Source organism: Psychrobacter sp. TWR1-1-1, assembly GCF_049895865.1.
Lineage (GTDB): Bacteria > Pseudomonadota > Gammaproteobacteria > Pseudomonadales > Moraxellaceae > Psychrobacter > Psychrobacter immobilis_A.
In genome coordinates, this window is the sequence record NZ_JAFCTE010000007.1 from 17,683 (window position 1) to 44,182 (window position 26,500).

Genomic DNA, 26,500 nt, shown 5'->3' on the forward strand with positions numbered 1-26,500 from the left:
AATGGAGTCTATCTTGTCTATATTTAACGCACCTAAACACAGCTACCCAGTGGCGGCAGATGAAGTAGAACGCATCAATAAGCTTAGAAAGTATCAGGTGCTCAATGACAATGATGAGCCTGCATTTAAGCGTCTAATTGATCTGGCAAAGCTATTTTTTGATGTACCAGTCGTGACCATCACTTTCATGGACGAAGAAACACAGTATCTAAAATCTATTCAAGGACTGGGCGGTGTTTGCCGCACGACGCGTGAAGTGGCTATTTGCAATTATACCGTGCTTTCTAACGACGTCTTTGTAGTACCGGACTTAACCAAAGACAGTCGCTTTAGCCACAATCCCTTAGTGACAGAATCGCCATACCTACAGTTTTATGCTGGTGCGCCAATTATCTTGCATGAGGACAATAAAAGCTATCGTTTGGGCTCGCTGTGTGTGATGGATATGAAGCCCAATCATGACTTTGATGAGCAAAAAGCAAAGGTGTTGGCTCAATTTGCGATGATGGCGGCAGATGCCTTGCAGTTACAGGATAAGCAGCGTGATGCCAAACATGCCAATGAGATGAAATCAGACTTTTTGGCCAATATGAGTCATGAAATCCGTACCCCAATGAATGGTATTATTGGTATGGTGGAGATGCTCGGTGAGACCAAACTTAGCAGTGAACAACAAGAATACGTGGATAATATCAAAGTTTCCAATGAGCATTTGATGGCGATCATTAACGGGATTTTAGATTTATCGAAAGTAGAATCTGGGAAAATGACCATTGATTCTATTCCTGTTAACTTATCTGCATTATGTAATGAGGTGGTCAGCCTCTTTGCTGTTAAAGCACGTCAGCGAGGGCTCATTTTAGACTACCATTATACCGAGTCATTATCGCCCTATGTACAAGGCGATCCGGTACGCCTCAAACAAATTTTAGCAAACCTTGTTAATAATGCGATTAAATTCACTCGTGAGGGCGGGCGAGTCACTATTGATGTCAAACATGTACCCAATTGTCATTGTGATGGTTTTGACGACGACAGCGCTGACCAATATCGCGCTCAAGGCATTTCAGCAAGTGATCTCAGCAAAATAACGGCTCAAGAAGCTATCAGTAATACCATCTATCATGAAGTCATGACCCTATGCATTGAAGTCACAGATACAGGCGTCGGTATCAAAGCTGAGTCATTGGATGCGATATTTGATGCTTATGACCAAGCAAACAAATTCACCCACCGTCTTTATGGTGGCACAGGTCTAGGACTCTCGGTTTGTAAGTCTTTGGTTGATTTGATGGGCGGTTATATCGATGTGGATAGCGAAGTGGGTGTGGGCACTACGTTCAGTGTTTTATTGCCGCTACCGACTATTGACGAAAACCAGTATGAGATGTGGCAAGATTCAAATGACTTTACGATGATTGAGCCGACCCATGAGCGTGCTGGTCATATATTGTTGGTTGAAGACGATACCGTCAATGCCATTATCGCTAAAAAAGCCCTGAATAATAGTGGTCATACGGTCACGCATGTCACTGATGGGCAGCAGGCTATTGAAATTTTTGCGCTCTCACCTGAGCGTTATGATGTCATTTTAATGGACCATCACATGCCTATTTTAGATGGCGTGCAGGCCACTATTAAATTGCATGAACTCTATGATCCTCAATCATTACCACCTATTATTGCGTTGACCGCCAATGCAATGGATGGTGAGCGTGAAAAGTATTTAAAAGTTGGGATGCAAGATTACTGTACCAAGCCTTTCAAACAAGAGCAGTTGAATGCATTGGTACAATATTGGCTGATACAGAAACACTCATCAGCAGAGTAGTGGTTTGGTAGATATCTATAGAAGGTTATTTATCATCGCTGTCATCAATAGCGACAGTTCATCCACTATAAAAAACCACAGCGCTGACCTTGTTTGACATACTCCATATGAATTTTTACTCGGTTGTTTTGGAATGCTTTTCAATCAAATTAACTACAGAGACAGTATTAAAGACAATATTCATAAATAAAAAAAGCTGAACCGCTTTATCAGTGGTTCAGCTTTTTTGTGGAATAACAGCTAGAGGCTAACTGTTAAGTTCTATTATATAAGTCCTATTATGTCGAGCGCTATGACTTTTACATACTATTGGCTAACGCGAGTTTGATAGTCACCTGTGCGAGTATCAACACGTACGACTTCTTCTTGTTGTACAAACAATGGCACACGGACGACAGCACCTGTCTCTAACTTGGCAGGTTTGCCGCCACCACCTGAAGTATCACCACGCACACCAGGATCTGTTTCAGTGATTTGCAACTCAACGAAGTTAGGCGGTGTTACTGAAAGAGGAGTACCGTTGAATAAAGTGATGGTACATAGTGCATTGCTGTTTTCTTTTAGCCACTTTATTGAATCGCCCATCGCTGTTTTGTCCGCTTGAATCTGCTCAAAACTTTCAGGGTGCATGAAATGCCAAAACTCACCATCGTTATATAGATAGTTCATTTCAGTATCCATGACATCAGCAGCTTCTAAGCTATCGCCTGACTTAAAGGTTTGTTCCAATACTTTACCACTACGAAGGTTGCGCAATTTAACACGGTTAAAGGCTTGACCTTTACCTGGTTTGACAAACTCGTTTTCAAGAATGGCACAAGGGTTGCCATCGAGCATGACTTTTAGACCAGCTTTAAATTCATTAGTAGAAAAACTTGCCACAAGAAACTCCTAGGGGTTATAAATAGAGTGGTAGATAAGGGAATGAATAGCTTGCTGCGTTAAAATCGCTTATTACGCTAAGTGTTTAAAGGATAGGTCGTATGCTTTGATAGGCTACGCACTAAGCGCGTATAATAGCGACTTTTGGGCACAGGTATTAGGTTGTCATGATAAACCATTTAATCACACAAAAAAACTGGCAAACGCAATTATCCGAGGCCATTACGTCTATCGATGAGCTGTTAAGCATCCTAAAGCTAGAATCATTGCGGGCAGAGGTTTATGTGCCTAGGCATTTTGAGCTGCGCGTACCACGTGGATTTGTGGCAAAAATGAGTATCGGCGATAGCAATGATCCTTTACTGAGACAAGTATTGCCTGATCAGCGCGAGCAAATCAAGGTAACGGGCTATGTGGCGGATCCCTTGAGCGAGAATACGCAAAACCCAGTCAAGGGTATGCTGCATAAGTACCAATCCAGAGTATTATTGACCGTGACAGGTGCTTGTGCCATTCATTGTCGTTACTGTTTCCGTCAGCATTTTGACTATAGTGCCAATATGCCGACGGCTGATGCCAAAGAAAATATCATTGATTACATTACCGCACACCCTGAGATTAATGAGGTGATTTTGAGTGGCGGTGATCCACTGAATGTGACAAATAGACGATTGTTTGCTTGGCTAGATACTTTAGAGTCACTCCCGCAATTGACCACTATTCGCTTACATACACGCTTGCCGCTGGTCATACCAGCGCGTTTGGATGATGCGTTATTGACCAGACTGTCTCAAAGTCGCTGTCATATTGTGATGGTAATTCACTGTAATCATGCCAATGAAATCGATGCCTTAACAGCAGAGCATCTGCAACGTGCTCGAGCGGCTGGTATGACTTTATTGAATCAAGCGGTGCTATTAAAAGGCATCAATGATAGCGTTGCTGTTCAAACACAATTAAGTCAGCGTTTATTTTCCGCTGGTGTGTTGCCTTATTATCTGCATGTATTAGACAAAGTTGCTGGTGCCGCACATTTCGATAATGATGAACGCTTTGCAATTGAGCTGTATTGGTCATTGTTGGCAGTACTCCCTGGTTACTTGGTACCCAAGCTGGTCAGAGAGCTACCAAATAAACCTTTCAAAGTACCGATTGATATTTACAATGATCGTTAATATAGGCACTATGGTATATTGAAAAATTAGTGAACAAAGCGTGGTTTTTAGAAGATGGGCGTGCGGTTAGATGATGCTATAGAACTTAATCGTTACTAAAAATGGGTGCTGTCGATTTCGATGGTTGCTGCTGATTTGTATCTTTTATCTTGTGTTGTTGCATACGGCATGGTTGAATATTTGCCTCCTGCCAAGTTACTCAAGGTTACTAGGAATACTGATGATAACTTTATCGACATTTCAAGAGCACCTATCTTCTACAGAGGCATTGCCACTAGTTTCTAAGCGATCCGCTAATGGCCAAGAAGGTTATTTGCTAAAGTTGTTGGCAGCGTTACCTTCGCAAACGCAAGCACAGCAAGCTGAACAATTAGCAAAAATACTTACGGTACTACGTGTGGCCAATATCGATGATTCGCAACGTCTTACCCTTATGGCGACGGTGATAGACGCCTCAGACCAGTTAATTGCCACTTTGCGACAGTCTTATATTTATGAGACAGGTGCGCTTAGTGACATTCAAATGGGTTATGTGGCTCAAATAAAGTCGCTATATTATTCAATGATTATGGTCTATGACAGAGTGATACGTCATAAAACTTCATTGCTCAATAATCAGCGAAAATATGCTGCAAGTAATGGCTGGCAGCGCTATTTTAATGGTGATAAGTCTTCATCAACGACACTCGCCATTGCTATTTACCAGACGCTGCTGATGTACCAGAAGCTATTGGGCGAAGAAGCACTGTGCTATCAAAAACCCTCATCTTACTTATGGCACAAAATCAATCAGCTGTATTACCTTGCTTATCAGTACCATGCGGCTGAGATTAATATGAGTGTTACGGCAGGCGTACAGCGTGCCAAGACGGTTCATCAGTTGTATTGCCAAATTTGTTTATACAGTCTATTAAATGTACGTGCCATGCGTCGTCCCAATATTCTGCTCGTCCAACGTTTGTTACCTGAATGGGCTAAGCATATCGTTGCGACGATTGAGCCAACCACTGAGACACGCGTGTTCGTTGATTTACAAAGTGACAATCCGCCAACTTACCTGACGGCCAGCTCTACAATCAACCCATACGACGATCGCTATCACTGTTTATTTATAGAAATTGCCCCGCTGGTTGAGTATCTTAAATTACGCAAACAGGCCTTAGTCAAGGAAGGGGGTGAAGGGGTTGAAAGTCACTTGCTTAATAAGATAGCGATGACGCTCAATTACCGCTATCTACAGCCGCCACTCACATTAGCGACTAAACATAGTGCGAAAGAAGACGCTGTGTTGATTACGGGCTTTAATAATATTCATTATCGGGTTAGCCATTCACATAGCTTTACCAGTTTGATAGCGATGAAAGAGCTACCAGATGAGCAGCGGCCTCGTTATGATACTGTGAATAAAAAACAAGACAGCAGCCACGTATTAACCAGCGAAACCTTTGATAGTAATGATGATTTGTCACTATTTCGTACCTTGCGATTATCACCGAAAATAGATGCTTTAAATGAAGACAGCTTTCATAAAGACAGTGTTGATAAAGACAATGTTGATAAAGATAGTCTTAACGTAGTGGCTGATAATAATGATTCTGCGACGACTGCACCGCCAGCATTACAGATGATGAGCCTCTTTTTAGTCTGTCGATCTGATACAATCTCGCCGCCTGATTGGTCGATGGGCGTGGCGCGCTGGCTTAATTATGATAGCAAAAATCCAGAGATCGAGTGGCAAGTACTCGGACATCAGCTAGTGGCTTGTGGATTGCGTTTAGAAGGTGGAGAAACACGTAGTCGCCATTTTGTGCCAGCATTTATCCTTGGTAGAGATGAGCGGCTACAAACCACTGGTACTCTGATTGTACCGACTTCTTACTTCCAGACCGATGATAGAGTGATTATGCGTATTAATAGCAAACAAACCCCTTTGCGTTTGGGACAGAGATTGCTGATTACTGATGAATTCAGTCAGTATGAAGTGGTACAGCTGTAGTTTATTTGAGTGGTTATAAAAAAGTCGCCAGATAGTAACGCCAATAAATACTGGCTTAAATGTTACTTCATCAAATTTTTTTATTCAATAATGACAGTGAATAACTGTACCGAATAATGATGATAAGTTAGTCTGCAAGCAGTCATATTATTGTCTATAATGATGGATATTATTACTCTCGTTTAGACAATGCTTTTGGTTTACCAATATGTCACTTTGATTCGGAAAACGATGCCAATCTAATAAAAATTGCTAAGCCTATTCCTGATAGTATTTTCCTTGCTAGGTTAATGCTTAGAAAAGGTGTAGGGTGTCAAAACTAAAACACAAAAATAAGATCACAAGATTCAAAAGGCTTCTTATGCGTACTCAGTCCGTCTTAAACCTATTAGTCATTGATGACGATCAGCTCTACGCTGAGCGCCTTGTGCACTTACTAGGTTGCTATTATGACACCATCAATTTAGGGTTTTTAGACGATAAAGAAGAGCTATTAAAGTCACTCCGACAACCGTGGGATGTCTTGGTGTTTGGCAATGCTTATGATATGAGTTTTACCGATGTAGTGGGCGTCGTTCAAGAACAAAGTATTGATCTGCCTATGATCTGCCTATTCAATGAAAAGATGGCAGCATCCGCCAATAATGATGAGGGGCTACCTGATATTATTAGCGGCACGATGGTCAAATCTCTCAAAGTAGACCAAGAGATGGCAGTAGTGATGTCTATTTGCCTACAGCATGATAATTTACGCAGCCGCCGTGAGCTTAAAATGTTGCGACATGTACTCTCTGAAGCAGAACAACGCGCCAACGTCTTGATTAAAAACTCTAAAAGTGCGGTCGCCTATATTGATCAGGGTATCCATATTTTTGCCAATGATCCTTATCTTCAGCTTTTTGGTTTTGAGTCGATGAATGATGCCATAGGCGTGCCTGTCGTTGACCTAATTGCAGGCGGTGATAACGTTAAGGGTTTCAAACAGTTCTTACGTCAATTTGATAAAGGTAGCCGCCAAGAAGTCGAGTTCAATTTTGAAAGTAAGCGGATGGATGGCAGTACTTTTGAAGCAAAGCTACAATTGGCAGCAGCGACCTTGGATGGCGAGCCGGTTACGCAGGTTATTATCCAACAAAACCATAGTAACAGTGCGGAAGTTGCCAAGCGTTTGGCAGCCGCTGAATGCAAAGACAACCTGACAGGAATCAATAATCGCCGTGGCTTTGAAGAACAAATGGCAATCATGTACCAGCAAGCACGTCAAGGTGTACTAACGGCTGGGCTTTTATATATTCAACTCGATAATGTTGGTAAAATAAGAAGCAGTCTAGGTTTGCAAGGGGTGGATGCGACCGTCAAGCAAGTCGCCTATGCATTAGATGAGCTGATATCAGACGGACATGTGAGTCGTTTTAGTGATACTGCTTTTACCATACTGGTCGAGGATAAGACCACCACAGAGCTTGAAAAACTGGCTGAGCATATTGGTTCACGTATCGGTGATATGCTCATTGAAGTAGATAAGCGTACGACCAGTACTACTGTCAGTATTGGTATTGTCAAAATCGAGACCAATACCGCAGAGCCAAGTATACTGCTTGAACGCGCGATAGATGCCATTAATCAGATTATGATAGAAACCTCTAATCATGGCGGCACCTATCATTTATATGACCCAAGCGAGCATGCCAATAGTGATGATCATGCACTTGCTGAGTCTTTAATCGATGCCATTGCCAATAGCCGTTTTGAGTTATCGTTCCAGCCAATATATGATATTAACAATGATCGAAGCGACTTTTTTGAAGTATATCTGCAGTTACCATTGGCGGATGCGGACAACACGATATTGACACCTGATCAATTTATGGCAGTCGCCAAGACGCATAAATTGCTCGAAAAAATAGATCGTTGGGTGCTCATCAATGCCTGTAAAAAAGTCAATGAGGTACGTAAAACACATCCTGAAGCTAGATTGCTAGTGCAATTGACTAGTGCCTCATTGATAGACAAAAAACTGCCTAGCGTCGCCAGTCAGCTTATAAAAGCGGTGGGCGGTGCAGCTGGTGTGCTAACCTTGCAGTTCAACGAAAAGGACGTCGCAGACCATCTCACAGTGGCGAAAACTCAGTTTGCTGCCCTTAATCAAGTCAGCTGTCAGATGGGTATCAATAACTTCGGTTCTTCTGCCAAATCCATAGAGATTGTCAGTTTTGTGCAGCCAGATATGGTGCGTTTAGCACGTAGCTATGTGGATGGTATCGATTCGGCAGACAATTTAGAAACTGTTAAATCACTTATCATGCGTACTAATGAAGTCAATGTGGACGTATTGATGCCTTATATTGAAGATGCGGCGACCATGTCCGTTGCTTGGAGCGTGGGCGCGCGCTATTTACAAGGCTATTATTTAGAAGAACCCAGCAGTACGATAAAGGTTGCGACCTAAAGACATTTAGAGTGCGTTTGATATGCAACTATCAACAGTGCTTATTTATGGAATACTCTACACGGCTTAATAGTTCATAAATTCTTTATCGTCATACATTACAACAGCATTATTCAAACTGTCCTATAAGCGTTGTTTATTGGCTCGATATGTCCCAATAAATAACGTTATGTTTTTACAAGCAGCTATTTAGATGTGAAGAGGATTCCACTTTGCATGTGTTTGACCCTGACTTCATTATTTGTACTGTTCACCTATAGCTGACATTCCTCAACCAAAGATTGCCGAAAATGCCCATCATTAATAAGTATCAAATAAGCAGTATATTTACTGCTATTTTATTGCTCAGTGCTTGCGGGGAACGTACCCCACCTGATCATCGTGCTCCTGTGACATTGCCGCTCTATACGGAAGGTGATGCTGATAATGGCGCGATCATCTATCAAGATGCTTGTGGTCAATGTCATCAACTGAATGCGGGTCTCAATAAAAAAGGTCCGCAGCTGATGAATATATACGGTGCGCCAGCCGCTGAGCTAGAAGATTACACCTATAGTGACGGGTTAAAAACATCCGGTTGGATATGGGATGCGCAAACGCTCGACCCTTATATTGCGGATGCGGAAAAAGCCATGCTAGATTCAAAAATGCTGTCAAACCCGATGCCCGATGCCCAAGAACGTGCGGATGTAATCGCTTATCTGTCAACGCTTCGTGCCGCCGCGCCGATAGCTGAAGATGACTCAAAATAATAGCCAATCTATGGCGTGTTCTCAATCTAAACGAAAGCGACTAAATGGGCTAAAAACGGTTAAATTTTACCAAACCACGTCAAAAAGTTGGTTAATATCTTGATATTATCTGCGCTATTTTTTTGTTTGGCTGCCATTTATCTCATTTTTATCACCATTTTCAAAATAAGAACACGCTCTAGAAACATTAATCCCATAAAAAATGAGCCAATAATTGACTATGACCCACGCAGCTATCGATAGAGCCATTATAACACCACATCAATCAGCAGCAGAGGTGATTAATACGTCGACCTTTAGCGCTGCCGACTATCGTCACAATCAGCAGAAAATTGCCCAGCTCATAGCGCAGTTAAATCAAATTGTGTTAGATAAGCCGCAAGTGGTTAAGCTTGCGCTTAGTGGAATTTTGGCAGGTGGACATCTGTTGCTGCAAGATCTACCGGGTATGGGAAAGACGACATTAGCGCAAGGCTTGGCGCAATTATTAGGCTTGAGCTTTAGTCGTGTACAGTTCACCAATGATATGCTGCCAGCAGATATCTTAGGGATGAGTATTTATGATCAAAGTAAACAGCAGTTTGAGTTTCGCCCTGGGCCTATTTTTACTCAGCTGCTACTCGCTGATGAAATTAATCGCTCTAGCCCAAAGACGCAAAGCGCATTACTAGAGGCCATGGAAGAGCGGCAAGTCACCCAAGATGGGCAAACCTATCCTTTGCCACAGCCGTTTTTTGTCATTGCGACCCAAAATCCTCTACAGCAAGCAGGTGTCTATCCGCTCCCTGAATCGCAGCTAGATAGATTCTTATTATGCTTGTCGCTCGGCTATCCGTCGCCTACCGCAGAGCGCGAGCTATTAAAAGGTCAGGATCGCCGCGAGCTACTAAAAAGACTAGATACGGTGCTTGATACCGAGGCGGTCTTATTAGCGCAACAAGGTGTTAAACAAGTTTATGTTGCGGATGTGGTCTTAGATTATCTACAGAGATTGGTCGCAAAGACACGAGCAAGCTCCGAGTATCATGGCTTATCACCGCGTGGTGTGTTGTCGCTACAGCGTGCCGCGCAGGCTTATGCGTACGTATCGGGGCATATGGAAGTGACACCTGAGGATATCCAAGCGGTGTTTGCCGCGGTCACGGATCATCGTCTCGGTCAGCGTTTTGTCCCAGCTCATGTGACTGGTGGGCAGGCGACGCAGACCATCGCACAACGTATCTTGGCAGAAGTGGCTGTTGTCATTTAAATGATGGTTATTTCAATCACTGTTATTTAAGTATTTATTTTTCAGTTGCCTGTTGTTTCATGGCACATTTATTTTTAAAACTATCGCCAATTATGGATGAGAGTATCAATTTTATGGTAAGGATAGGGTAGTCATGAGCTTTTTACCAAAAGCCTTAACCATACCAGCCACTTTAGCATTGAGCCGTTGGTTTGCCTCGCGTGCGCCCAAAAGTGATAGTGCCACCCTCAACTTGCGTAACGTTTATATCTTTTTTAGCCGTGAAGGGATGCTATATGCGGTGTTGTTAATCATCACCTTTATCGCTGGCATCAACTATGGCAATAACTTGGTATTAGGTTTATGTTTTTATTTGGTCAGCGTCTGGCTTATCAGCTTTCATGTAACCTTTGCGCACATTTCAGGTCTGCAAGTACGTTTGCTAGAAGTGACTATGGCAGAAGCGGGCGCGCCTGTTTGGGTGACTTTGCAGTTGCGCAGTGAGAGCCGCCAACCAAGACGGCAGTTGTTATTTAGCTTTGAGCAGACTAGTGGCACGGCTAATAGCGAGAAAGATAAAAAAGCCCATAAAAAAATCAAACATAGCGCTAATAATCAACAGTCGATACTGGTGACACGACTGCAAGGCGAGCAAATTATTCGCTTGCCAGTACCGACGCATAATCGTGGGCAGTTTGAATTACCACGCTTAAAAATAAAAACGGTTTATCCTTTGGGCATTATGCGGGCGTGGTCCTATGTCTATTTTGCCCGTACTGCTTGGGTCTATCCAAAACCTGAAGTGTTTGATTGGCAGGCGCAGTATGCAGTTGCCAGTCAGGAGGATTTGCCAACAGGCGGACAATATCGGCAAGGTCAAGATGATTTTGAGCGGCTAGATAACTACGTTGAAGGCGAGTCGCTGGCACGGGTGTCGTGGGGACATGTAGCACGTGGTCAAGGCATGTTGACCAAGCATTTTGCTGATCCAGTCGGTCATGAGCAAACGTTAGATTATGCGGATATGCCAGCAGCACATCATGAGCAAAAACTCGCACAACTGGCGTATGGGGCGATGAAATTAGGTGAACTGGGCGTGACATTTCATATGCGCTTACCCAATGACACGCATTTAGCTGCACCCATGGGTGAAGGCGATAGTTTTGCACAAGCGTGCTTGCTAAGGTTGGCGAAAGCACAATGACTAATAAGACCAACTCAAAAAAACTCCCTACAAATGACGTTGAACATACATTTATAGGTTTTCCTGAAACAAGTCCCACAAGCTTTGAGCAGTTGGCACTGGGTCAAAACGTCACTGATCGTGCTCTACAGGATAGCGCTGCAAAATGGACTCGTAAGCTATTCGCCTTGCCTGCTTATTATTGGATGCTAATTGCTCAAATTACCGTTATTTTACCTCATGCGGTGCATCTGCCATTTTGGTTGATAGGTTTTGCGGTGGTCAGCATCGCCGCCCAGCTACCGTCTATAAAAGCTAAGTTTAAAAAAACAGCGCATTTAAAACGTGTCTATCAAGGCATGCAAATGCTCGGCTTTTTATTGGGGCTGGCAGGTCTATGGCTGACTTACAATACAGCGTTTGGACTGGATATGGGCGTGGCGTTTTTAGTGCTCTGTCTCATCAGCAAGCTGTGGGAGATGTATAAACGGCGTGATGCTTATGTGGTCTTAAATTTATCACTATTTGTCCTTGCCGCGCTGTTTTTGATGGATCAAGGTCTTGTTACTACTTTAGAAGTGATTGTTGGTGCAGTTATCATTTTATTGGCATTTATTGCGCTTAATGATGACGGCAACACTCGCGGTGATGGTCGCTTGCGTACTTTGGGTGTGCTGGGTATCGGGGCGTTGCCGTTATTAGTCGTGCTATTTTTGTTCTTCCCGCGCTTGCCACCACTGTGGTCAGTACAGCTATCAGGTCAGCAAGCAACCACTGGCGTATCCGACAGTATGTCGCCCGGTGATTTTGCCAATTTGGGACAATCGACTGAGCTGGTGTTTCGGGTAGAGTTTGCAGAGAATCGCCCGCCGCAACAGCAGTTATATTGGCGTGGTTTGGTGTTTAGCGACTTTGACGGTATTACATGGCGTCCTAGCCCTCAGCAACGACAATGGCGACCTGCACCGCAAATGCCATCTTGGATTGAGAATGCCTTTGCAACTGTCCCTGATGAAGTAAAGGTTGCGCCTACCAGCTATGAAATTATCCTAGAGCCGACGCAGCAAAACTGGCTATTTGGACTTGATTATCCTTTTGCCCAGCGCCAAGATGTCAGTATTACTTCAAACTTTACCTTATTAAAAGATCAGCCCGTCACTCAGCAGTTACGTTATGACGTATTGCAATTTGCACCGATGCGTATCGATCCGATTCTCTCTGATGAGTTGCGACGTCTAAATCTTACCTTGCCAGCCGACGGAAATCCGCAAGCAAGAGCACTGGCCCAGCAGTTATTTGCGCAATCAGGATCAGATCCAGTGCGCTATATGGCGGCTATTGAACGCTGGATTAATCAAACAGAATTTCGTTATACGTTATCACCGCCACGGCTGAGTAATAACCGTATTGACGAGTTTTTATTTGAGACCAAAGCTGGGTTTTGTGAGCATTATTCTTCCAGTTTTACCTTTATGCTGCGCGCCGCTGGCATACCCGCGCGCGTCGTCGCCGGCTATCAAGGTGGTGAGCTGAGTCGCGGTGGTAATGTGTGGGAGGTGCGGCAAAAGGATGCGCACGCTTGGACGGAAGTTTGGCTTGAGGGTCAAGGCTGGGTACGTGTCGATCCGACGGCTTTTGTCGCGCCTGAGCGTGTCGAGCAAGGGATGGATGCGCTGACGCAGGCACAAGGAGCGGCAATGTTCGGCGATGGCGCTAGCGCACAAATCAGCTATCAGCAGTATCAAATGCTACAAACCTTACGCCGTCTGTCCGACCAAGCCAGCTACTATTGGCAAAAAGATGTCGTTGGTTACGATCAGGACAAGCAAGCTGACTCGCTACTCAAATGGTTTAACATCCGTTCAATCACGCAGCAAATTATTTGGCTAGCGGCAAGTGCTATTACCGTCATGGTGATTTTGGTCTTTGTCATTTGGCAACGTCGCCGTAAGCGTTGGCATCCAGCAGACCAGCCGCTTGCACAGTTATCAAAACGTATTGGCAAAGCGGATAAATCACTTGCTCGTGATGAAAGTGAAGGTCAGTTGGCTTGGCTTGAGCGTGTGGCAATAGCGGTTAATGACCGAGAAAATGATTCAAAGGCTGATATTAACGCTGATATTAACGCTGATATCAATGCTAAAAGCAATAATAAGAGCAGTAAAGCTAGTAAGCTAACAGATAGCGGTGATTCAGACATTGCCCAAGCAAAAATCATGCAGATGAGGCAGGACTATCGTCAACTGCGTTATGGACGTCTAAGCACGCTTGGAACCAATCATAGCGAATACCAAACTATCCTGAAACAGCTTAAGAAAGATGCACGTGAATTGTTCTAATGGCTGCTCTGTGAAAGCGTTGCTTAACACATGATAAAAAGTTAAGGATAATAAAGGAGACGGTTCTATGGCGATATATGTGGATTTTATGCAGATAGAATTTAAAGGCTATAAGTGGTGCCACATGCTGGCAGATACCCTGCAAGAGCTGCATGATTTTGCCGCACTAATTGAAGTGGATAAGCGCTTATTCCATCGAAACGCCAGCTATCCGCACTATGACGTCACGGTACAAATGCGAGAAATAGCGATTGAATATGGGGCTATTCCTGCTGGTCGAAAAAAGATTATCGAATGTGCAAAGAAGTTAAAAATAGAGCTACACGATCTAAACAGCGCTATATGAGCAAGTAGCACAGTCTGAAGATTGCTAATACGTTAATTTTTTAAAGGCAAATAAAAGGTGGGAGTGCTTTTGCATCCCACCTTTTTATATCTTTAGATTTTCACCCAACGCTTACACCCTCTCAAAAAATTAGAGTAGCAAGGAAAAAGAGTGCAAGTACTACATCTAGTAGACTAAGCGAGCGGAACAAGCAAAAATGACGTCGTTAATCGTATTTTTTGGGTTTGGTATTACTTTGCAATAGCGGCTTTACTGACACCATCAAGGGCTTTTGCGATATTCGCCAATTGGGTATCACAACCCTTTATATTATGGCGGTCTTTGAGATATTCAGGATTATTGTACGACAACCAAACTTTTTTATCAGCATCTTCACTGATGAGAATTTTTTGCGGCAAGTCGATAGCGACGCTTTGCTCACAATTCATCAATGGCGTACCCGCTTTCGGATTACCAAACATAATTACTTGCGTCGGTCTTAATGTTAAATTGACACCTTGGGCGTTTTTCTGATGATCGACGCGTGCAAATACTTTCATACCTTTGCTTTCAATAATTGCCGCCAGTTTATCAGCAGTATCTTGCACGGAACGATTGCTTTGCAGCGTAACCAAGCCTTTTTCGGCATCGATAGCAGTCATCGTTTTTGGCGTTGATGGCATCTTATCTGGCGCGTTTAAAATATTTTCAACACTGGCGCAAGAGGATACGGCCAAAGCTAGGGCAGCGATAGAGATAATTTTAAGCATAAAAAGTCCTTTTATTGTCATTGTTTATTCAGCGAATGATGGCTGACAACATCGAATATTTAGTGTGAACCATAATATTCCTTGTGCTTAGTAGCATTGTGCGTAATAAACCGTGCATAGTAAAGCCTCGCATTGCAACACACCTTAAAGAATGCCTAAGCCAAAACGCATAGCTAAACCAAATGCTCTGCTAGATAATCGACGAGCAGTCTAATCTTTGGCGATAAATGACGGTTGTGCGGATAGATGGCCCAGATACTTTCTTCAGGCTCTCGATAGTTATTCAATAAGCTGACCAGCTCACCTGATGCTAAGTATTTTTGCACATAATAATCAGGTAGCTGCACGATACCCAGACCTTTTAACGCCGCATCGACTAGACTGTGACCGCTGTTATATTGGACACTGCCAGACACGCGCAGGTTTTTTTCTTTATCAGCATTTTTTCCAGAATCTATTTTGCCATCTTCTATAAAGTGCCAATAGTCACGCGTGCCAAGTAAGCAGTTATGCTGACTCAGATCGCTCAAAGAATGTGGTATGCCGTATTTTTCGAGATAAGCAGGCGCGGCACAGACGAAATTGGTACGACGGCTAAGCTTTTTTGCCATCATCGTCGAATCACTTAATTTTCCGATACGAATCGCCAAATCATAACCGCCATCAATGAGGTCGATTTTTTGATTGCTCAAAAATGCCGTCACTTCGATATCGCGATATTGCACCATGAAATCATTGACTAATGGCAATAATTGCTGCTCGCCATAAGTGACAGGAGCGGTCAGTTTAATCCTACCTTGCGGCTTTGATTGTAAATTGCTCACTGCTTGCTCAGCCGCATCCAAGCCATCGAGCACCCCGCGGCAATGCTGATAAAACACCCGACCTTCTTCAGTCAGCGATACCTTACGCGTCGTGCGATAAAGCAGTTTAATATTCAGTCGCTTCTCTAACGCGCTTATCTGTCGACTGACTTGCGCGGTAGAAATGCCCAATTCTTTTGCCGCGCGCGTAAAGCTTTCGTAATCTGCTACATAAACAAATTCGCTAATACCATCCCAGCGCATGATTATTACCACTGTGTAAAAGATATTTGCAAATATAGCACATTGTTATCGCTATAGAAAAAACTATAATAGTCAGTATAAAGCTTTACAGACTGCTACAACTGCCGCTTGCCTCCATTCAACAAGCAAGATAAGCTGAATAGAGGTCCGCGCTTAATAACCCATAAAATGAATTAAAAAGAGAGATAACGATGTCAGATAAATTTATTAAATCAAAAGCCGCCATTGCTTGGGGCCCGAATGAGCCACTATCTATCGAAGAAGTGGATGTCATGCTACCCCGTAAAGGCGAAGTATTGGTAAAAATCGTGGCAAGCGGCGTCTGTCATACTGACGCTTTTACTTTATCTGGTGAAGACCCAGAAGGCGTATTCCCAGCGATTTTAGGTCATGAAGGTGGCGGTATCGTTGAGCAAATCGGCGAAGGCGTCACCAGTGTGCAAGTTGGCGATCATGTCATTCCTTTATACACAGCAGAATGTGGCGTCTGTAAAATGTGTACCTCTGGTAAAACCAATCTTTGCTCGGCGGTACGTGAGACACAAGGCAAAGGTCTGATGCCAGATGGCACCACGCGTTTTTATAAAGATGGTGAGCCTATTTATCATTATATGGGCTGCTCAACCTTCTCTGAATATACCGTGTTGCCTGAGATTTCTTTGGCAAAAGTGAATAAAGAAGCACCGTTAGAAGAAGTTTGTTTGCTTGGCTGCGGCGTGACTACCGGTATGGGTGCAGTCATGAATACGGCAAAAGTCGAAGAGGGCGCTACCGTTGCTATCTTTGGTCTGGGCGGTATTGGTCTATCAGCGGTAATTGGTGCTGCGATGGCAAAAGCCAGTCGTATCATTGCTATTGATATCAATGAGAGCAAATTCGAGCTGGCTAAAAAGTTAGGCGCAACTGACTGTATCAATCCAAAAGATTACGATAAACCAATTCAGGAAGTGATTGTTGAATTGACAGATGGTGGAGTAGATTACTCATTTGAATGTATCGGTAATGTCGATGTCATGCGTTCGGCGCTTGAGTGCTGCCATAAAGGCTGGGGCGAGTCGGTCATCATCGGTGTTGCTGGTGCTGGACAAGAAATCTCTACTCGTCCGTTCCAGTTAGTGACTGGTCGCGTCTGGCGCGGTTCAGCGTTTGGCGGTGTTAAAGGTCGTAGCGAGTTGCCAGGTTATGTTGAGCGTTATTTGGCTGGTGAGATTCCACTGCAAGATTTTATTACCCATACCATGCCATTAGAAGATATCAACGAAGCGTTTGATTTGATGCATAAAGGCGAGAGTATTCGTACGGTTATTCATTTTTAAAAATCATTATTAATAATAGTGATTATAGATTTAGCCTTATAAAATAGCAGTATGCTAAACCAAAAATGCCGTCCTTATATAGGGCGGCATTTTTTTGGTATTGGTAATTGTTTTTTAGTGGAAAAAATTATCTGTTCGGCAAGCGTGGTTAGATCTGCTGCTATAAAGTTTGGCGCTAGAACGTTTGACGCTGATAATAAAGCATTGTGCGGTCGCGTGAGAAACGCCCCTTGGCAGCCAGCCGCTTGAGCGCCAATCGTATCCCAAAGATGACAAGCGACTAGGCATAAATCTGACAACTCAACAGACAATGCGTGAGCGACCATTTGATAAGTCTCAGGCGCAGGCTTGAATTTACCGACAGTTTCAACACTAAAATGCTGTTCAAAGAAATGGCTGATGCCAGCTTTTTCAAGCGGGGTCGGGGAAGCGCTATTTGCTGAGTTGGTCAACGTTACCAGTCGAAACCCTGCCTCACGCAGCTTGGTTAATGCTGGAACTACATCAGGGTCAGCAGGCATTTTGCTCATACGCTCTTTTAATTCGTCGACATCGCTATCTATCAGCCTGACATTATGAATATCAGCGGTCATCTATAAGGCGCTGATGCCAAGCTCGCCAAAAGGCATATAAAGTCCTGATAACGTCATGGTTTGTGAATATAGCACCAATTGCTCAAACCATTCTCTTAGTAGTATTTTATTGCCAAATAGGCGAGCAAATAATGGCTCAAGAGAGGTAATGTCGAGTAGCGTCTCATTGACATCAAACACGATAATAGGGAGAGATGTATCAGAAGACATAAGGGGTCCTTTTAGGAATAGCAAACGAAATCTTGTCAAAAAACCTCGTCAGGAAAACTAGTCTGGCATGTTAGCCAACTGCTGCAAGATATTCTTGAAATTTTCCACGCCTTGCGCACCGCTAACCAGATGGCGCTTATTAAAAATTACCGCTGGCACGCTTTGAATGCCTTGTTGTTGCCAATGTTGCTCTTCTGCGCGCACCTCTTTAGCGAACCTTTGGTCTGCTAACACGGCTAGCGCCTCATCACGATCTAGTTCAATCTCTGCGGCGATATCAGCAAGCACGGCATTGTCAGAAATATTGCGACCATTGGTAAAATGAGCGACGAATAACGCCTGCTTTAAGTCATGCATGCGACCTTGCTGATCTGCCCAGTGCAGTAATTGATGCAAGTTGAACGTGTTGTGCATACGCGTGTCATCGTTAAAATTAAACGTAAAGCCAACCTCGTTACCCGCTTCCATTAATCGAGTACGGCTAGCGTCAGATTCTTGCTTGCTCGAACCATATTTCTCCATAATATGTTCACGCATATTTTGTCCTGCGCTTGGCATATTTGGATTAAGCTCAAACGGATGCCAGTGAATCTCGTGTTCGGTGTTAGTTTGCTTGAGGGCTTCTGCCAGCTGGCGGTAACCAATGACGCACCAAGGACAAACAACGTCTGAGACGATATCTATGCGTAGTGGCTGCTCTGAGGATAATTGCTTTGAATGTTCCATATCTATCTGCCTAATTCAGTATTTATTTTATATATAAGCTGTCTGTGGTCGACCGCCTTATAAATCAATGCTCATTATCAATGCTAATTAACTAATGCTAAGAGAATGAGGGAACAATTACAATATCGTCTAAGTTACTGTTTCATGAGTCTCTGTCTAATAAGTATCTGCTTAAATAACTGTTCAAATAACTGTTCAAATAACTGTTCAAATAACTGTTCAAATGGCGGCTCAAATAACTCAGCGATGCACTGAGTCATCAGTAACGTAATAACAAAATAGGTGACTACTTAACCAATCTGTAACGGTCATCAAACGGGTTTTTGCTTAAAGTGGCGGTACTAAAAATCTTGGAGTCATAAATGAAAAATATCACTGAAGCCATGAACTGGCGTTACAGCACCAAAGAGTTTGATGCCAATAAAAAAATATCAGCAGCAGACTTTCAAAGTTTAAAGGATATCCTACGACTTAGCCCATCAAGCACCAATATCCAACCTTGGCATTTTGTGATCGCTGATGATGATGCTGGCAAGGCACGTATCGCAAAAGGTACGCAAGGGATGTTTGATTTCAACATGGCAAAGGTGAAAGATGCCTCACACGTCATCGTGTTCTGTAGCCGCGTTTATGCTGACGATAAATTTTTGCATGAAGTATTGGATCAAGAAGAGGTGGATGGTCGCTTCGCAGAACCAAAATTCAAAGATCAAATGCATCAAGTGCGCAAAATGTTTTTGGACATTCGTCGTTATGAGCAAAAAGACGAGCCACATTGGCTGGTCGAGCAAGTGTATCTAAATATGGGCGCATTATTGCTGGGTGCTGCTACTTTAGGCATTGATGCCGTACCGATGGAAGGTGCTGATCTAAAGGCACTCGATGAAGAGTTTGAGCTACGTAGCAAAGGCTACACAGCCGTTGCCGTTATCTCACTTGGTTATCGTAGCGAAGACGATTTTAATGCCGATTTACCCAAGTCTCGATTGAGTAAAGCGAGCATAATTACTAAAGCGTAATGCCCGACTGGTATTTTTAACTGGCTATATTGAACTCAAATAGCGTTATAAACGGGATGTTTATAGCGCTATTTTTTTGCTAATAAAATGAGTTTTTGAGTTTCATTTATAAAATTGATAGTGAATAAGCGAGATAAAATAGTGAGAAGTAAAGTTTTCATAGATTAAAAACTACACTGTAATAACTACAAAGTGAAAACAAATCGACATTTCTAATAAGTCATAATAAATCGATTGGCGCGACTTTTAAGAAGCGTTTAACCCTATTTTTTATGATTATCTGCCAGCGAGAAGCCAGCATGTCTACCTTGAACTTAACCATTAATAAGCAAGATTATCAGCTCGACAATCTTGATTCACGTACGACCTTACTCGATGTCTGTCGTCAGCACCTCAAAATTACGGGGCCTAAAAAAGGCTGTGACCATGGTCAGTGCGGCGCTTGTACCATACTTATCAATGGGCGTCGGGTCAATGCCTGTTTGACCTTGGCAGTTATGCACGATGGTGATGACATTACCACGATTGAAGGTATTGGCATGCCTGAATCCTTGTCAGCGTTGCAACGAGCCTTTAAAGATAATGATGCGTTTCAATGTGGTTACTGTACCCCTGGGCAAATTTGTTCAGCAACAGCGCTCATCGATGAGATTAAACAAAACTGGCCCAGTCATGTCACTACAGATTTGCAAAATCCTGATGGATTGCTGGTGCAAGAAATCGCTGAGCGTATGAGTGGCAATATTTGCCGCTGTTCTGCTTATCCCAATATTATTAAGGCCATCTCACAAGTACTAGAAAGTGAAATGAATGACTCATCTAAAACTGACGCAGTACAAAAATCAGAGGTGACGGGTATTTGGTCGCCACCACCTAGTGAAGCGCAGCTAGGTAGTCAATCTATGAAGAATAAGACGGCAATTAGCAGGTTAGGAGATCGCTCATGAAACGTTTCGAGTATAGCCGTGCTACCGCGCCAGAGCAGGCAGCCCAATCTGCTAGTGTAAAAGACGCCTCATTTATCGCAGGGGGTACCAACCTTTTAGACTTGATGAAGTTAGAGATTGAAACGCCAATTAAGCTGGTGGATATCACTCGCTTAGCATTAGCTCAAATTGAGAAGACTACAGATGGTGGCCTGCGCATCGGTACGCTAGTGACCAATAGCGACTTGGCCGCGCATCCTGAGGTCATTGCCAATTACCCAGTGCTATCACGGGCGATCTTGGCAGGTGCGACAGGACAGTTGCGCAATAGGGCGACGACGGGTGGTAATCTATTGCAACGTACGCGTTGTTATTATTTTTATCAGACAGACAGCGCCTGCAATAAACGCAACCCAGGTTCTGGTTGCCCAGCGATAAATGGTGAAAATCGTAGCTTGGCAATCTTAGGTACCAGCGAGTCCTGTATTGCTCAACATCCATCTGATATGGCCGTCGCGGTGCGCTTATTAGATGCCACTGTTGAGACGTTAAAAAGGGATGGTTCAACGCGTACAATTGCCATCAAAGACTTTTATTGTTTGCCAAAAGACACGCCACATATCGAAAACGTTTTAGAGTCTGGTGAGCTTATCACTCATGTGGTGTTGCCAGCGCCTGTCAGCGGTATGCACACTTATGACAAAGTGCGTGATCGCGCGTCCTATGCTTTTGCCTTAGTCTCCTGTGCAGCGGTTATAAAGGTAGAAGAAGGAAAAATCACTACTGCACGTCTGGCATTCGGTGGTATTGGTACTGAGCCATGGCGCAACGAAGCTGCTGAGGCATTGCTGACGGGTACTGATGGCAATGAAAATGTCATTAAACAAGCAGCGGACTTATTATTAAAAGAGGCTAAAGGTAGTGGTCAAAATGATTTTAAAATGCCGCTGACTCGTCGTCTACTCAAACAAGTTATTCAACGCGCATTAGCGGGCAAGGGAGCATAATCATGTCGTTATTGGATTCAATATTGCCAGCAGAACCAACCAAAAAAATGATGATGAATGAGCCTGTTGAGTCACTTTTTGATAAAACAGCGAGTAAATTGGTGGGTAAGCCCATTAACCGAGTCGAGGGATCACTTAAAGTCAGCGGTCAAGCGCACTATACGGCAGAGATTCATCTAGATAATCAAGCCTATGGCGTATTGGTGGGCGCGACGATTGCCAAAGGGCGGGTTAAGGAAATTGATCACAGCTCTCTAGAGGGTATTCCTGACATTATTAAAGTGGTGACCGATCCTGAGCACTTTTTACGCAATGCTCAACAGGGCGGTGCGACCAAATCACCTAAGCAAGGCGTTAGTGAGATTTTTTATCATGGTCAGCCGATCGCGGTTGTCATTGCTGAGACGTTTGAAGCGGCGACAGAAGGCGCAAAAGCGCTCAAAGTGACTTATGAGGATGACACTAATCAGGCGGCATTGAACTTTACGACAGAGCTGCTAAATGTTCATGATGTTAATGAAAAAAAAGGTTCGGATAAAAACTCAGAAAAGGGTAATCCAGAACAAAGCCTCGCTGATGCTGCGGTAACCCTTGACCGCTTTTATCATACGCCAAGTCAAAACAGCGCAGCGATGGAGCCACATGCAACGCTTGCTCACTGGGAAGGTGAGAAGCTGATTATGTACTCCTCTAATCAAATGCTTTCTTCGTGCAAAAAGCAAATCGTTGATGCGTTAGACTTGGATCCAGAAAATGTACAATTAATCGCTCGTTATGTCGGTGGGGGGTTTGGTAGCAAGCTTGGGATTTCTCCAGAATCGATAGCCGCCGCACTCGCCGCAAAAGAATTGGGTCGTCCCGTGTTAATCACTATGACCCGTCCGCAAGTAATGGAGGCAACGATTAGACGCTCGAACACGCGTCAACGCATCGCAATTGGCTGTAGTGAAGATGGTATTATTGACACCATGATTCATGAGACGGTCTCTAGTAATTTGCCAGGAGAAGCCTTTTTTGAGCCAGCAGCGCTCTCTACGCATTATCTGTATCGCGGTGACAATCGCCGAGTTAATTATCAGCAAGTAGATATGAACCAAGTATTGTCAGGCTCAATGCGTGCCCCCGGTGAAGCAGTGGGGCAGATTGCCCTTGAGTGTGCGATGGATGAATTGGCAGAGCAACTCAACCTAGACCCTGTCGAGCTGCGCCGTCGTAATGAGCCTGAGCAAGATCCTAGTAAAGGTGTCCCGTTTTCCACGCGTAAGCTCATCGCTTGTATCGATCAAGCAGCTGAACAGTTTGGCTGGAATCAACGCAATGCTAAGCCTGCCAGTCGCTTAGAAGGTGATTGGTGGATGGGTATGGGTATGGCAGCGGCAGCTCGCGGCAACAGCTTAGCGCCATCAGAAGCACGGGCGACCCTGCAAATAGATAACTCAAAAGCACTAGGCGTCAAAGCTGTGATTGAGACAGACATGACCGATATCGGTACAGGTTCTTATACCGTATTTACTCAGGTTGCTGCAGATTTATTAGGGCTACCAATAGATCATATTGAAATGAAACTTGGTGATACCAGTTTGCCACCTGCGGTAGGCTCAGGGGGCAGTATGGGCGCTGCCAGTTCAGGCAGTAGTATTTACCTTGCTTGTCAGCAGCTACGTGAAATGACCGCAGAAAAAGTCGGTCTATACCCTGATACCATTCAGCTGGATAACGGTCAAATTAAGCAGATAGGTGAGCATGATGCTAACTTGGTAGAAACCGTTATAGAAGCAGGAAAACAAAAAGTAGCAGGTTTGGGCGATAATATCGTAGATAAAGTCGCTGATTTAAAAGACAAATTAGCTGAAATAACAGGAATCTCACTAACTGAATCGAAAGAATATGACTTTAGTAATTTCCAGACTCATTCATTAGCCGATATCGTCGCTCAATATGATGACCAAAAACTCAGTGCCAAAGGTCAAATTGCACCGGGTAAAAATGCAAAAAGTCATCGCCAAGCGTCATTTGGTGCTAATTTTGCCGAGGTCGCTGTACACCGAGTCACTGGTGAAATACGCGTTAAACGTATGACTGGTGCCTTTGCAGCAGGGCGTATCCTCAATCACAAAACCGCGACCTCGCAGTGCTATGGCGGCATGGTATTTGGTATTGGTTCGGCATTGATGGAGCAGGTGATTCACGATAAGCGTGACGGTCGGCTATGTAATCATAATCTTGCAGAATACCATGTCCCAGTCAATGCGGATGTCCCTCAGCTTGATGTTATCTTGGTAGAAGAGGACGATCCGTATACCAATCCAATGCACATAAAAGGTATTGGGGAAACGGCGATTGCTGGTGCTGCCGCTGCTATTGCTAATGCCGTTTACAACGCCGTGGGTGTACGAGTTTATGACTTTCCTATTACCCTCGACAAATTACTTTATGAACTACCAGAGTAGGTTTTTAGTCAGATAGATGGACAATATAAACCCGCTAATTGTAGTCGTTAGCGGGTTTTATAAGTGGACTAGGATGGATATAGACCGTATATAGATATAAATGATAGATAGTATATAAGAGACATTATGAATCAAATTGCTGATATTCTTAAGCTGGCACGCGAGGCTCAGCAACAACAGGTTGACGCGGTACTAGCAACCGTCGTGCGTACAGAAGGGTCAACCTATCGCCGCGCAGGCGCAATGATGCTTATCTGTGAAGATGGTCGTTCGGTCGGAATGATTAGCGGTGGCTGCTTGGAGCCGCATATTATCAAACGTGCTTTTTGGCTCACACGTGATGGTGCAAACGTGCAAGTTTACCAAACGGGTGACGACATCGAATATGCTGAAAATGGTAATGTGCGAGCGAGCGTATCAGAAGAGGGTTTTGACTTTGATAGAGGTAGTGATAATAAGGGCACAGATAATAAATACGATGAACAAGATATTGATTTGGACGAGTTAAATTTTGGATTAGGCTGTAATGGGCGCGTACACGTGTTGTTTGAAAGGCTGGCAACGGCAATGCCTTTGTTAAATGTCATCAGTCAGGTTCGTCAGTCTCAGCAGCCGGTAACGGTAGCAACTTTAATCCGCTCTACAATCCATTTTAATATCCAAAATAATCCAAACTCTCAACTTCAAATTGGTTTGCGTCTTAACCTAGATAATTATATCAAGTCAGGAAAACTCACTGCTATCGACGCTAATCATTCAGATAAAGTGGTATCTAATGCTTCAAGCACAGTTATCCATGCTATTGAAAGTTTATCCGAATATAAACTGCTCCATAAAAATGCTGAGTACGTCATCGTAAAAGATGACAGTGATGATTTAGCCACAGAATGGCTGATTCAGCGCCCACAACCACAGATACGCTTGCTGATTTGTGGTGCTGGCAATGATGTGATGCCGCTAGTTACGATGGCAAAGCTGCAAGATTGGCATGTGACAGTGGTAGACAGTCGAGCGCAATATGCCACGCAGCGGCGTTTTCCTGAGGCAGATAGAGTGATGGTACTGGCGTTAAATGATAGTGACACTTTACTAAAACTAAGTAAAAATGCCACTATTGCTTTAATGTCGCATAGTCTCAGCCAAGACCGTGCTCGCCTTGGCGTATTATTAGAGCATGCTAATCACTATAAATATCTTGGACAACTAGGACCACGCTATCGTACTGAGCGCTTAATCGAAGAAATTAGTACAACGCTTACACATCCTACCAGTTTAAACCTAGGTATCAAAAAACTGCATTATCCGATTGGTTATAAGCTGGGCGGAGATGGACCTGAAGCATTAGCACTGGGTATCATGGCACAAGTCAATGCGGTCGTGCATAATCAGCTGCCGCCAGCAGAAAACTCAGACACTCATCTGTCAAACACTAACTTTACAACGCTGTTTTCTACACATATTGACTCTATAGAGACGACTGCTATAAGTGCTCGTGCATCGAAAAGTTTATCATGAGCAGCGACGTATCTATTTTAGCATCTACACAACTAAAGCCAATAAATCTATCAAAGCCACCAAACCATGCGGTCATTATTTTGGCCAGTGGACTGAGCCTGCGTTTAGGTCAAGCAAAACAGTTACTGTGTAAAGATGGCGAACCCTTAATTTGCTTCATGACTAAACTCGCACTTTCTACAAAACCGCAAGCAATTATTATAGTCATTCCTGATAATCAACCATCAATAGCCAGTGCGATGAATGAATTGGCTTTTCAGTACTCTATGATTCAAATGGTCGTAAATTCTACGCCTGAAATAGGTATGGCGTATAGTTTGGATTTGGCTATTGAGGCAGTCACGCAGTTGACAAGTTCATTAATCGAGCGCGTCGTCATTATGGGTGTTGATCAAGTTTTACTCGATGAGCAGCATTTAATGGGACTGCTGGCAGGTAAGGAGTCAGTGGTAGCAAGTGAATATAGTAGCTGGCAGCATTTAAATAATATGAATTTAAATGAAACGTCTGCTGCCACTGCATTAAAGCAAAATGTTATCGGACTACCTTTAACGATTGATTGTGATTTACTCAGAGAGTGGCAAGCATTGCTGGTAGGCGATAAAGGGCTGCGTTATTTAATTAGAGGTTTGCCGCCCAGTCAGATGAGTACCGTTGTTAATAATCAACTGAGCTATGATATCGATACTCCTGAGCAACTTGCTCATGCTAAGCAAAAAGGCTGGCTGGATAAATAGTATT

General features: G+C 43.6%; 22 protein-coding genes. 16 read left to right on the forward strand and 6 right to left on the reverse strand.

The genetic code is table 11. The features are described 5' to 3' along the window. Nucleotides 1-13: 13 nt before the first annotated feature. Nucleotides 14-1,831: an ATP-binding protein gene (locus tag ACP69U_RS08385; protein ID WP_426138276.1), complete on the forward strand. Its 1,818-nt coding sequence runs from the start codon at nt 14-16 to the stop codon at nt 1,829-1,831. Nucleotides 1,832-2,137: 306 nt separating this feature from the next. Here the strand turns inward: ACP69U_RS08385 and efp are convergent, their stop codons facing one another. Continuing rightward, a complete protein-coding gene (efp, locus tag ACP69U_RS08390; RefSeq protein WP_045444336.1) occupies nt 2,138-2,713 on the reverse strand; it encodes an elongation factor P in 576 nt (191 codons plus the stop codon). A 167-nt stretch (nt 2,714-2,880) separates the two neighbouring features. Between efp and epmB the strand changes: the two genes are divergently transcribed. The 8 genes from epmB to ACP69U_RS08430 all read left to right on the forward strand — a co-directional run bounded on the left by epmB (nt 2,881) and on the right by ACP69U_RS08430 (nt 14,181). Next, nucleotides 2,881-3,888 (forward strand): EF-P beta-lysylation protein EpmB, encoded by a 1,008-nt coding sequence (gene epmB, locus ACP69U_RS08395; RefSeq protein WP_426138277.1) that lies wholly within the window; start codon nt 2,881-2,883, stop codon nt 3,886-3,888. Between the two features lie 220 nt (nt 3,889-4,108). Further along, entirely contained in the window at nt 4,109-5,884 is a 1,776-nt protein-coding gene (locus ACP69U_RS08400; protein ID WP_426138278.1) for a hypothetical protein, read from the forward strand. Nucleotides 5,885-6,245: 361 nt separating this feature from the next. Beyond that, the gene (locus ACP69U_RS08405; RefSeq protein WP_426138279.1) at nt 6,246-8,333 is read left to right on the forward strand and encodes an EAL domain-containing protein; all 2,088 of its coding nucleotides are present in this window, start codon (nt 6,246-6,248) and stop codon (nt 8,331-8,333) included. A gap of 290 nt (nt 8,334-8,623) precedes the next feature. Continuing rightward, nucleotides 8,624-9,085 carry a c-type cytochrome gene (locus ACP69U_RS08410; RefSeq protein WP_426138280.1) on the forward strand — a complete coding sequence of 154 codons (462 nt, stop codon included), beginning with the start codon at nt 8,624-8,626 and terminating at the stop codon, nt 9,083-9,085. Between the two features lie 220 nt (nt 9,086-9,305). Next, nucleotides 9,306-10,334, forward strand: a complete 1,029-nt coding sequence (locus ACP69U_RS08415; protein WP_426138349.1) for an AAA family ATPase — start codon at nt 9,306-9,308, stop codon at nt 10,332-10,334. A gap of 133 nt (nt 10,335-10,467) precedes the next feature. Beyond that, nucleotides 10,468-11,517, forward strand: coding sequence for a DUF58 domain-containing protein (locus ACP69U_RS08420; protein WP_426138281.1), 1,050 nt, complete (start codon nt 10,468-10,470; stop codon nt 11,515-11,517). Beyond that, nucleotides 11,514-13,835 carry a transglutaminaseTgpA domain-containing protein gene (locus ACP69U_RS08425; RefSeq protein WP_426138283.1) on the forward strand — a complete coding sequence of 774 codons (2,322 nt, stop codon included), beginning with the start codon at nt 11,514-11,516 and terminating at the stop codon, nt 13,833-13,835. The genes ACP69U_RS08420 and ACP69U_RS08425 overlap by 4 nt, the downstream gene beginning before the upstream one ends. 67 nt (nt 13,836-13,902) lie before the next feature. Beyond that, nucleotides 13,903-14,181 (forward strand): DUF4031 domain-containing protein, encoded by a 279-nt coding sequence (locus ACP69U_RS08430; RefSeq protein ID WP_055124646.1) that lies wholly within the window; start codon nt 13,903-13,905, stop codon nt 14,179-14,181. Nucleotides 14,182-14,411: 230 nt separating this feature from the next. On the opposite strand, the gene ACP69U_RS08435 is transcribed toward ACP69U_RS08430, so the two are convergent. Beyond that, nucleotides 14,412-14,930 (reverse strand): DUF302 domain-containing protein, encoded by a 519-nt coding sequence (locus ACP69U_RS08435; protein WP_198329414.1) that lies wholly within the window; start codon nt 14,928-14,930, stop codon nt 14,412-14,414. A 173-nt stretch (nt 14,931-15,103) separates the two neighbouring features. After that, nucleotides 15,104-15,997, reverse strand: coding sequence for a LysR family transcriptional regulator (locus ACP69U_RS08440; protein ID WP_045453282.1), 894 nt, complete (start codon nt 15,995-15,997; stop codon nt 15,104-15,106). Between the two features lie 191 nt (nt 15,998-16,188). Here ACP69U_RS08440 and ACP69U_RS08445 point away from each other — a divergent pair, with 191 nt between their 5' ends. Then, nucleotides 16,189-17,313, forward strand: a complete 1,125-nt coding sequence (locus ACP69U_RS08445) for an S-(hydroxymethyl)glutathione dehydrogenase/class III alcohol dehydrogenase (protein WP_055124643.1) — start codon at nt 16,189-16,191, stop codon at nt 17,311-17,313. A gap of 74 nt (nt 17,314-17,387) precedes the next feature. Here the strand turns inward: ACP69U_RS08445 and ACP69U_RS08450 are convergent, their stop codons facing one another. Genes ACP69U_RS08450 through ACP69U_RS08460 form a run of 3 tightly spaced genes read right to left on the reverse strand, consistent with a single transcriptional unit; the run spans nt 17,388 to nt 18,842 of the window. Next, a complete protein-coding gene (locus ACP69U_RS08450) occupies nt 17,388-17,906 on the reverse strand; it encodes an HAD family hydrolase (RefSeq protein WP_426138284.1) in 519 nt (172 codons plus the stop codon). Continuing rightward, a complete protein-coding gene (locus ACP69U_RS08455) occupies nt 17,907-18,116 on the reverse strand; it encodes a hypothetical protein (protein WP_426138285.1) in 210 nt (69 codons plus the stop codon). A 57-nt stretch (nt 18,117-18,173) separates the two neighbouring features. Next, the gene (locus ACP69U_RS08460) at nt 18,174-18,842 is read right to left on the reverse strand and encodes a DsbA family oxidoreductase (RefSeq protein WP_426138286.1); all 669 of its coding nucleotides are present in this window, start codon (nt 18,840-18,842) and stop codon (nt 18,174-18,176) included. A gap of 362 nt (nt 18,843-19,204) precedes the next feature. Here ACP69U_RS08460 and nfsB point away from each other — a divergent pair, with 362 nt between their 5' ends. The 6 genes from nfsB to ACP69U_RS08490 all read left to right on the forward strand — a co-directional run bounded on the left by nfsB (nt 19,205) and on the right by ACP69U_RS08490 (nt 26,496). After that, nucleotides 19,205-19,861 (forward strand): oxygen-insensitive NAD(P)H nitroreductase, encoded by a 657-nt coding sequence (gene nfsB / locus ACP69U_RS08465; RefSeq protein WP_426138287.1) that lies wholly within the window; start codon nt 19,205-19,207, stop codon nt 19,859-19,861. 299 nt (nt 19,862-20,160) lie between these two features. After that, entirely contained in the window at nt 20,161-20,808 is a 648-nt protein-coding gene (locus ACP69U_RS08470; protein ID WP_426138288.1) for a 2Fe-2S iron-sulfur cluster-binding protein, read from the forward strand. After that, complete coding sequence (locus tag ACP69U_RS08475; protein WP_426138289.1) at nt 20,805-21,794, forward strand: FAD binding domain-containing protein; 990 nt, start codon at nt 20,805-20,807, stop codon at nt 21,792-21,794. Before ACP69U_RS08470 ends, ACP69U_RS08475 begins: the two co-directional genes overlap by 4 nt. A 2-nt stretch (nt 21,795-21,796) precedes the next feature. Continuing rightward, nucleotides 21,797-24,244, forward strand: a complete 2,448-nt coding sequence (locus tag ACP69U_RS08480) for a molybdopterin cofactor-binding domain-containing protein (protein WP_426138290.1) — start codon at nt 21,797-21,799, stop codon at nt 24,242-24,244. A gap of 126 nt (nt 24,245-24,370) precedes the next feature. Next, on the forward strand, nt 24,371-25,759 hold the full coding sequence (locus ACP69U_RS08485) for an XdhC family protein (RefSeq protein ID WP_426138291.1): 1,389 nt from the start codon (nt 24,371-24,373) through the stop codon (nt 25,757-25,759). Then, the gene (locus ACP69U_RS08490; protein WP_426138292.1) at nt 25,756-26,496 is read left to right on the forward strand and encodes an NTP transferase domain-containing protein; all 741 of its coding nucleotides are present in this window, start codon (nt 25,756-25,758) and stop codon (nt 26,494-26,496) included. The genes ACP69U_RS08485 and ACP69U_RS08490 overlap by 4 nt, the downstream gene beginning before the upstream one ends. Nucleotides 26,497-26,500: the final 4 nt, after the last annotated feature.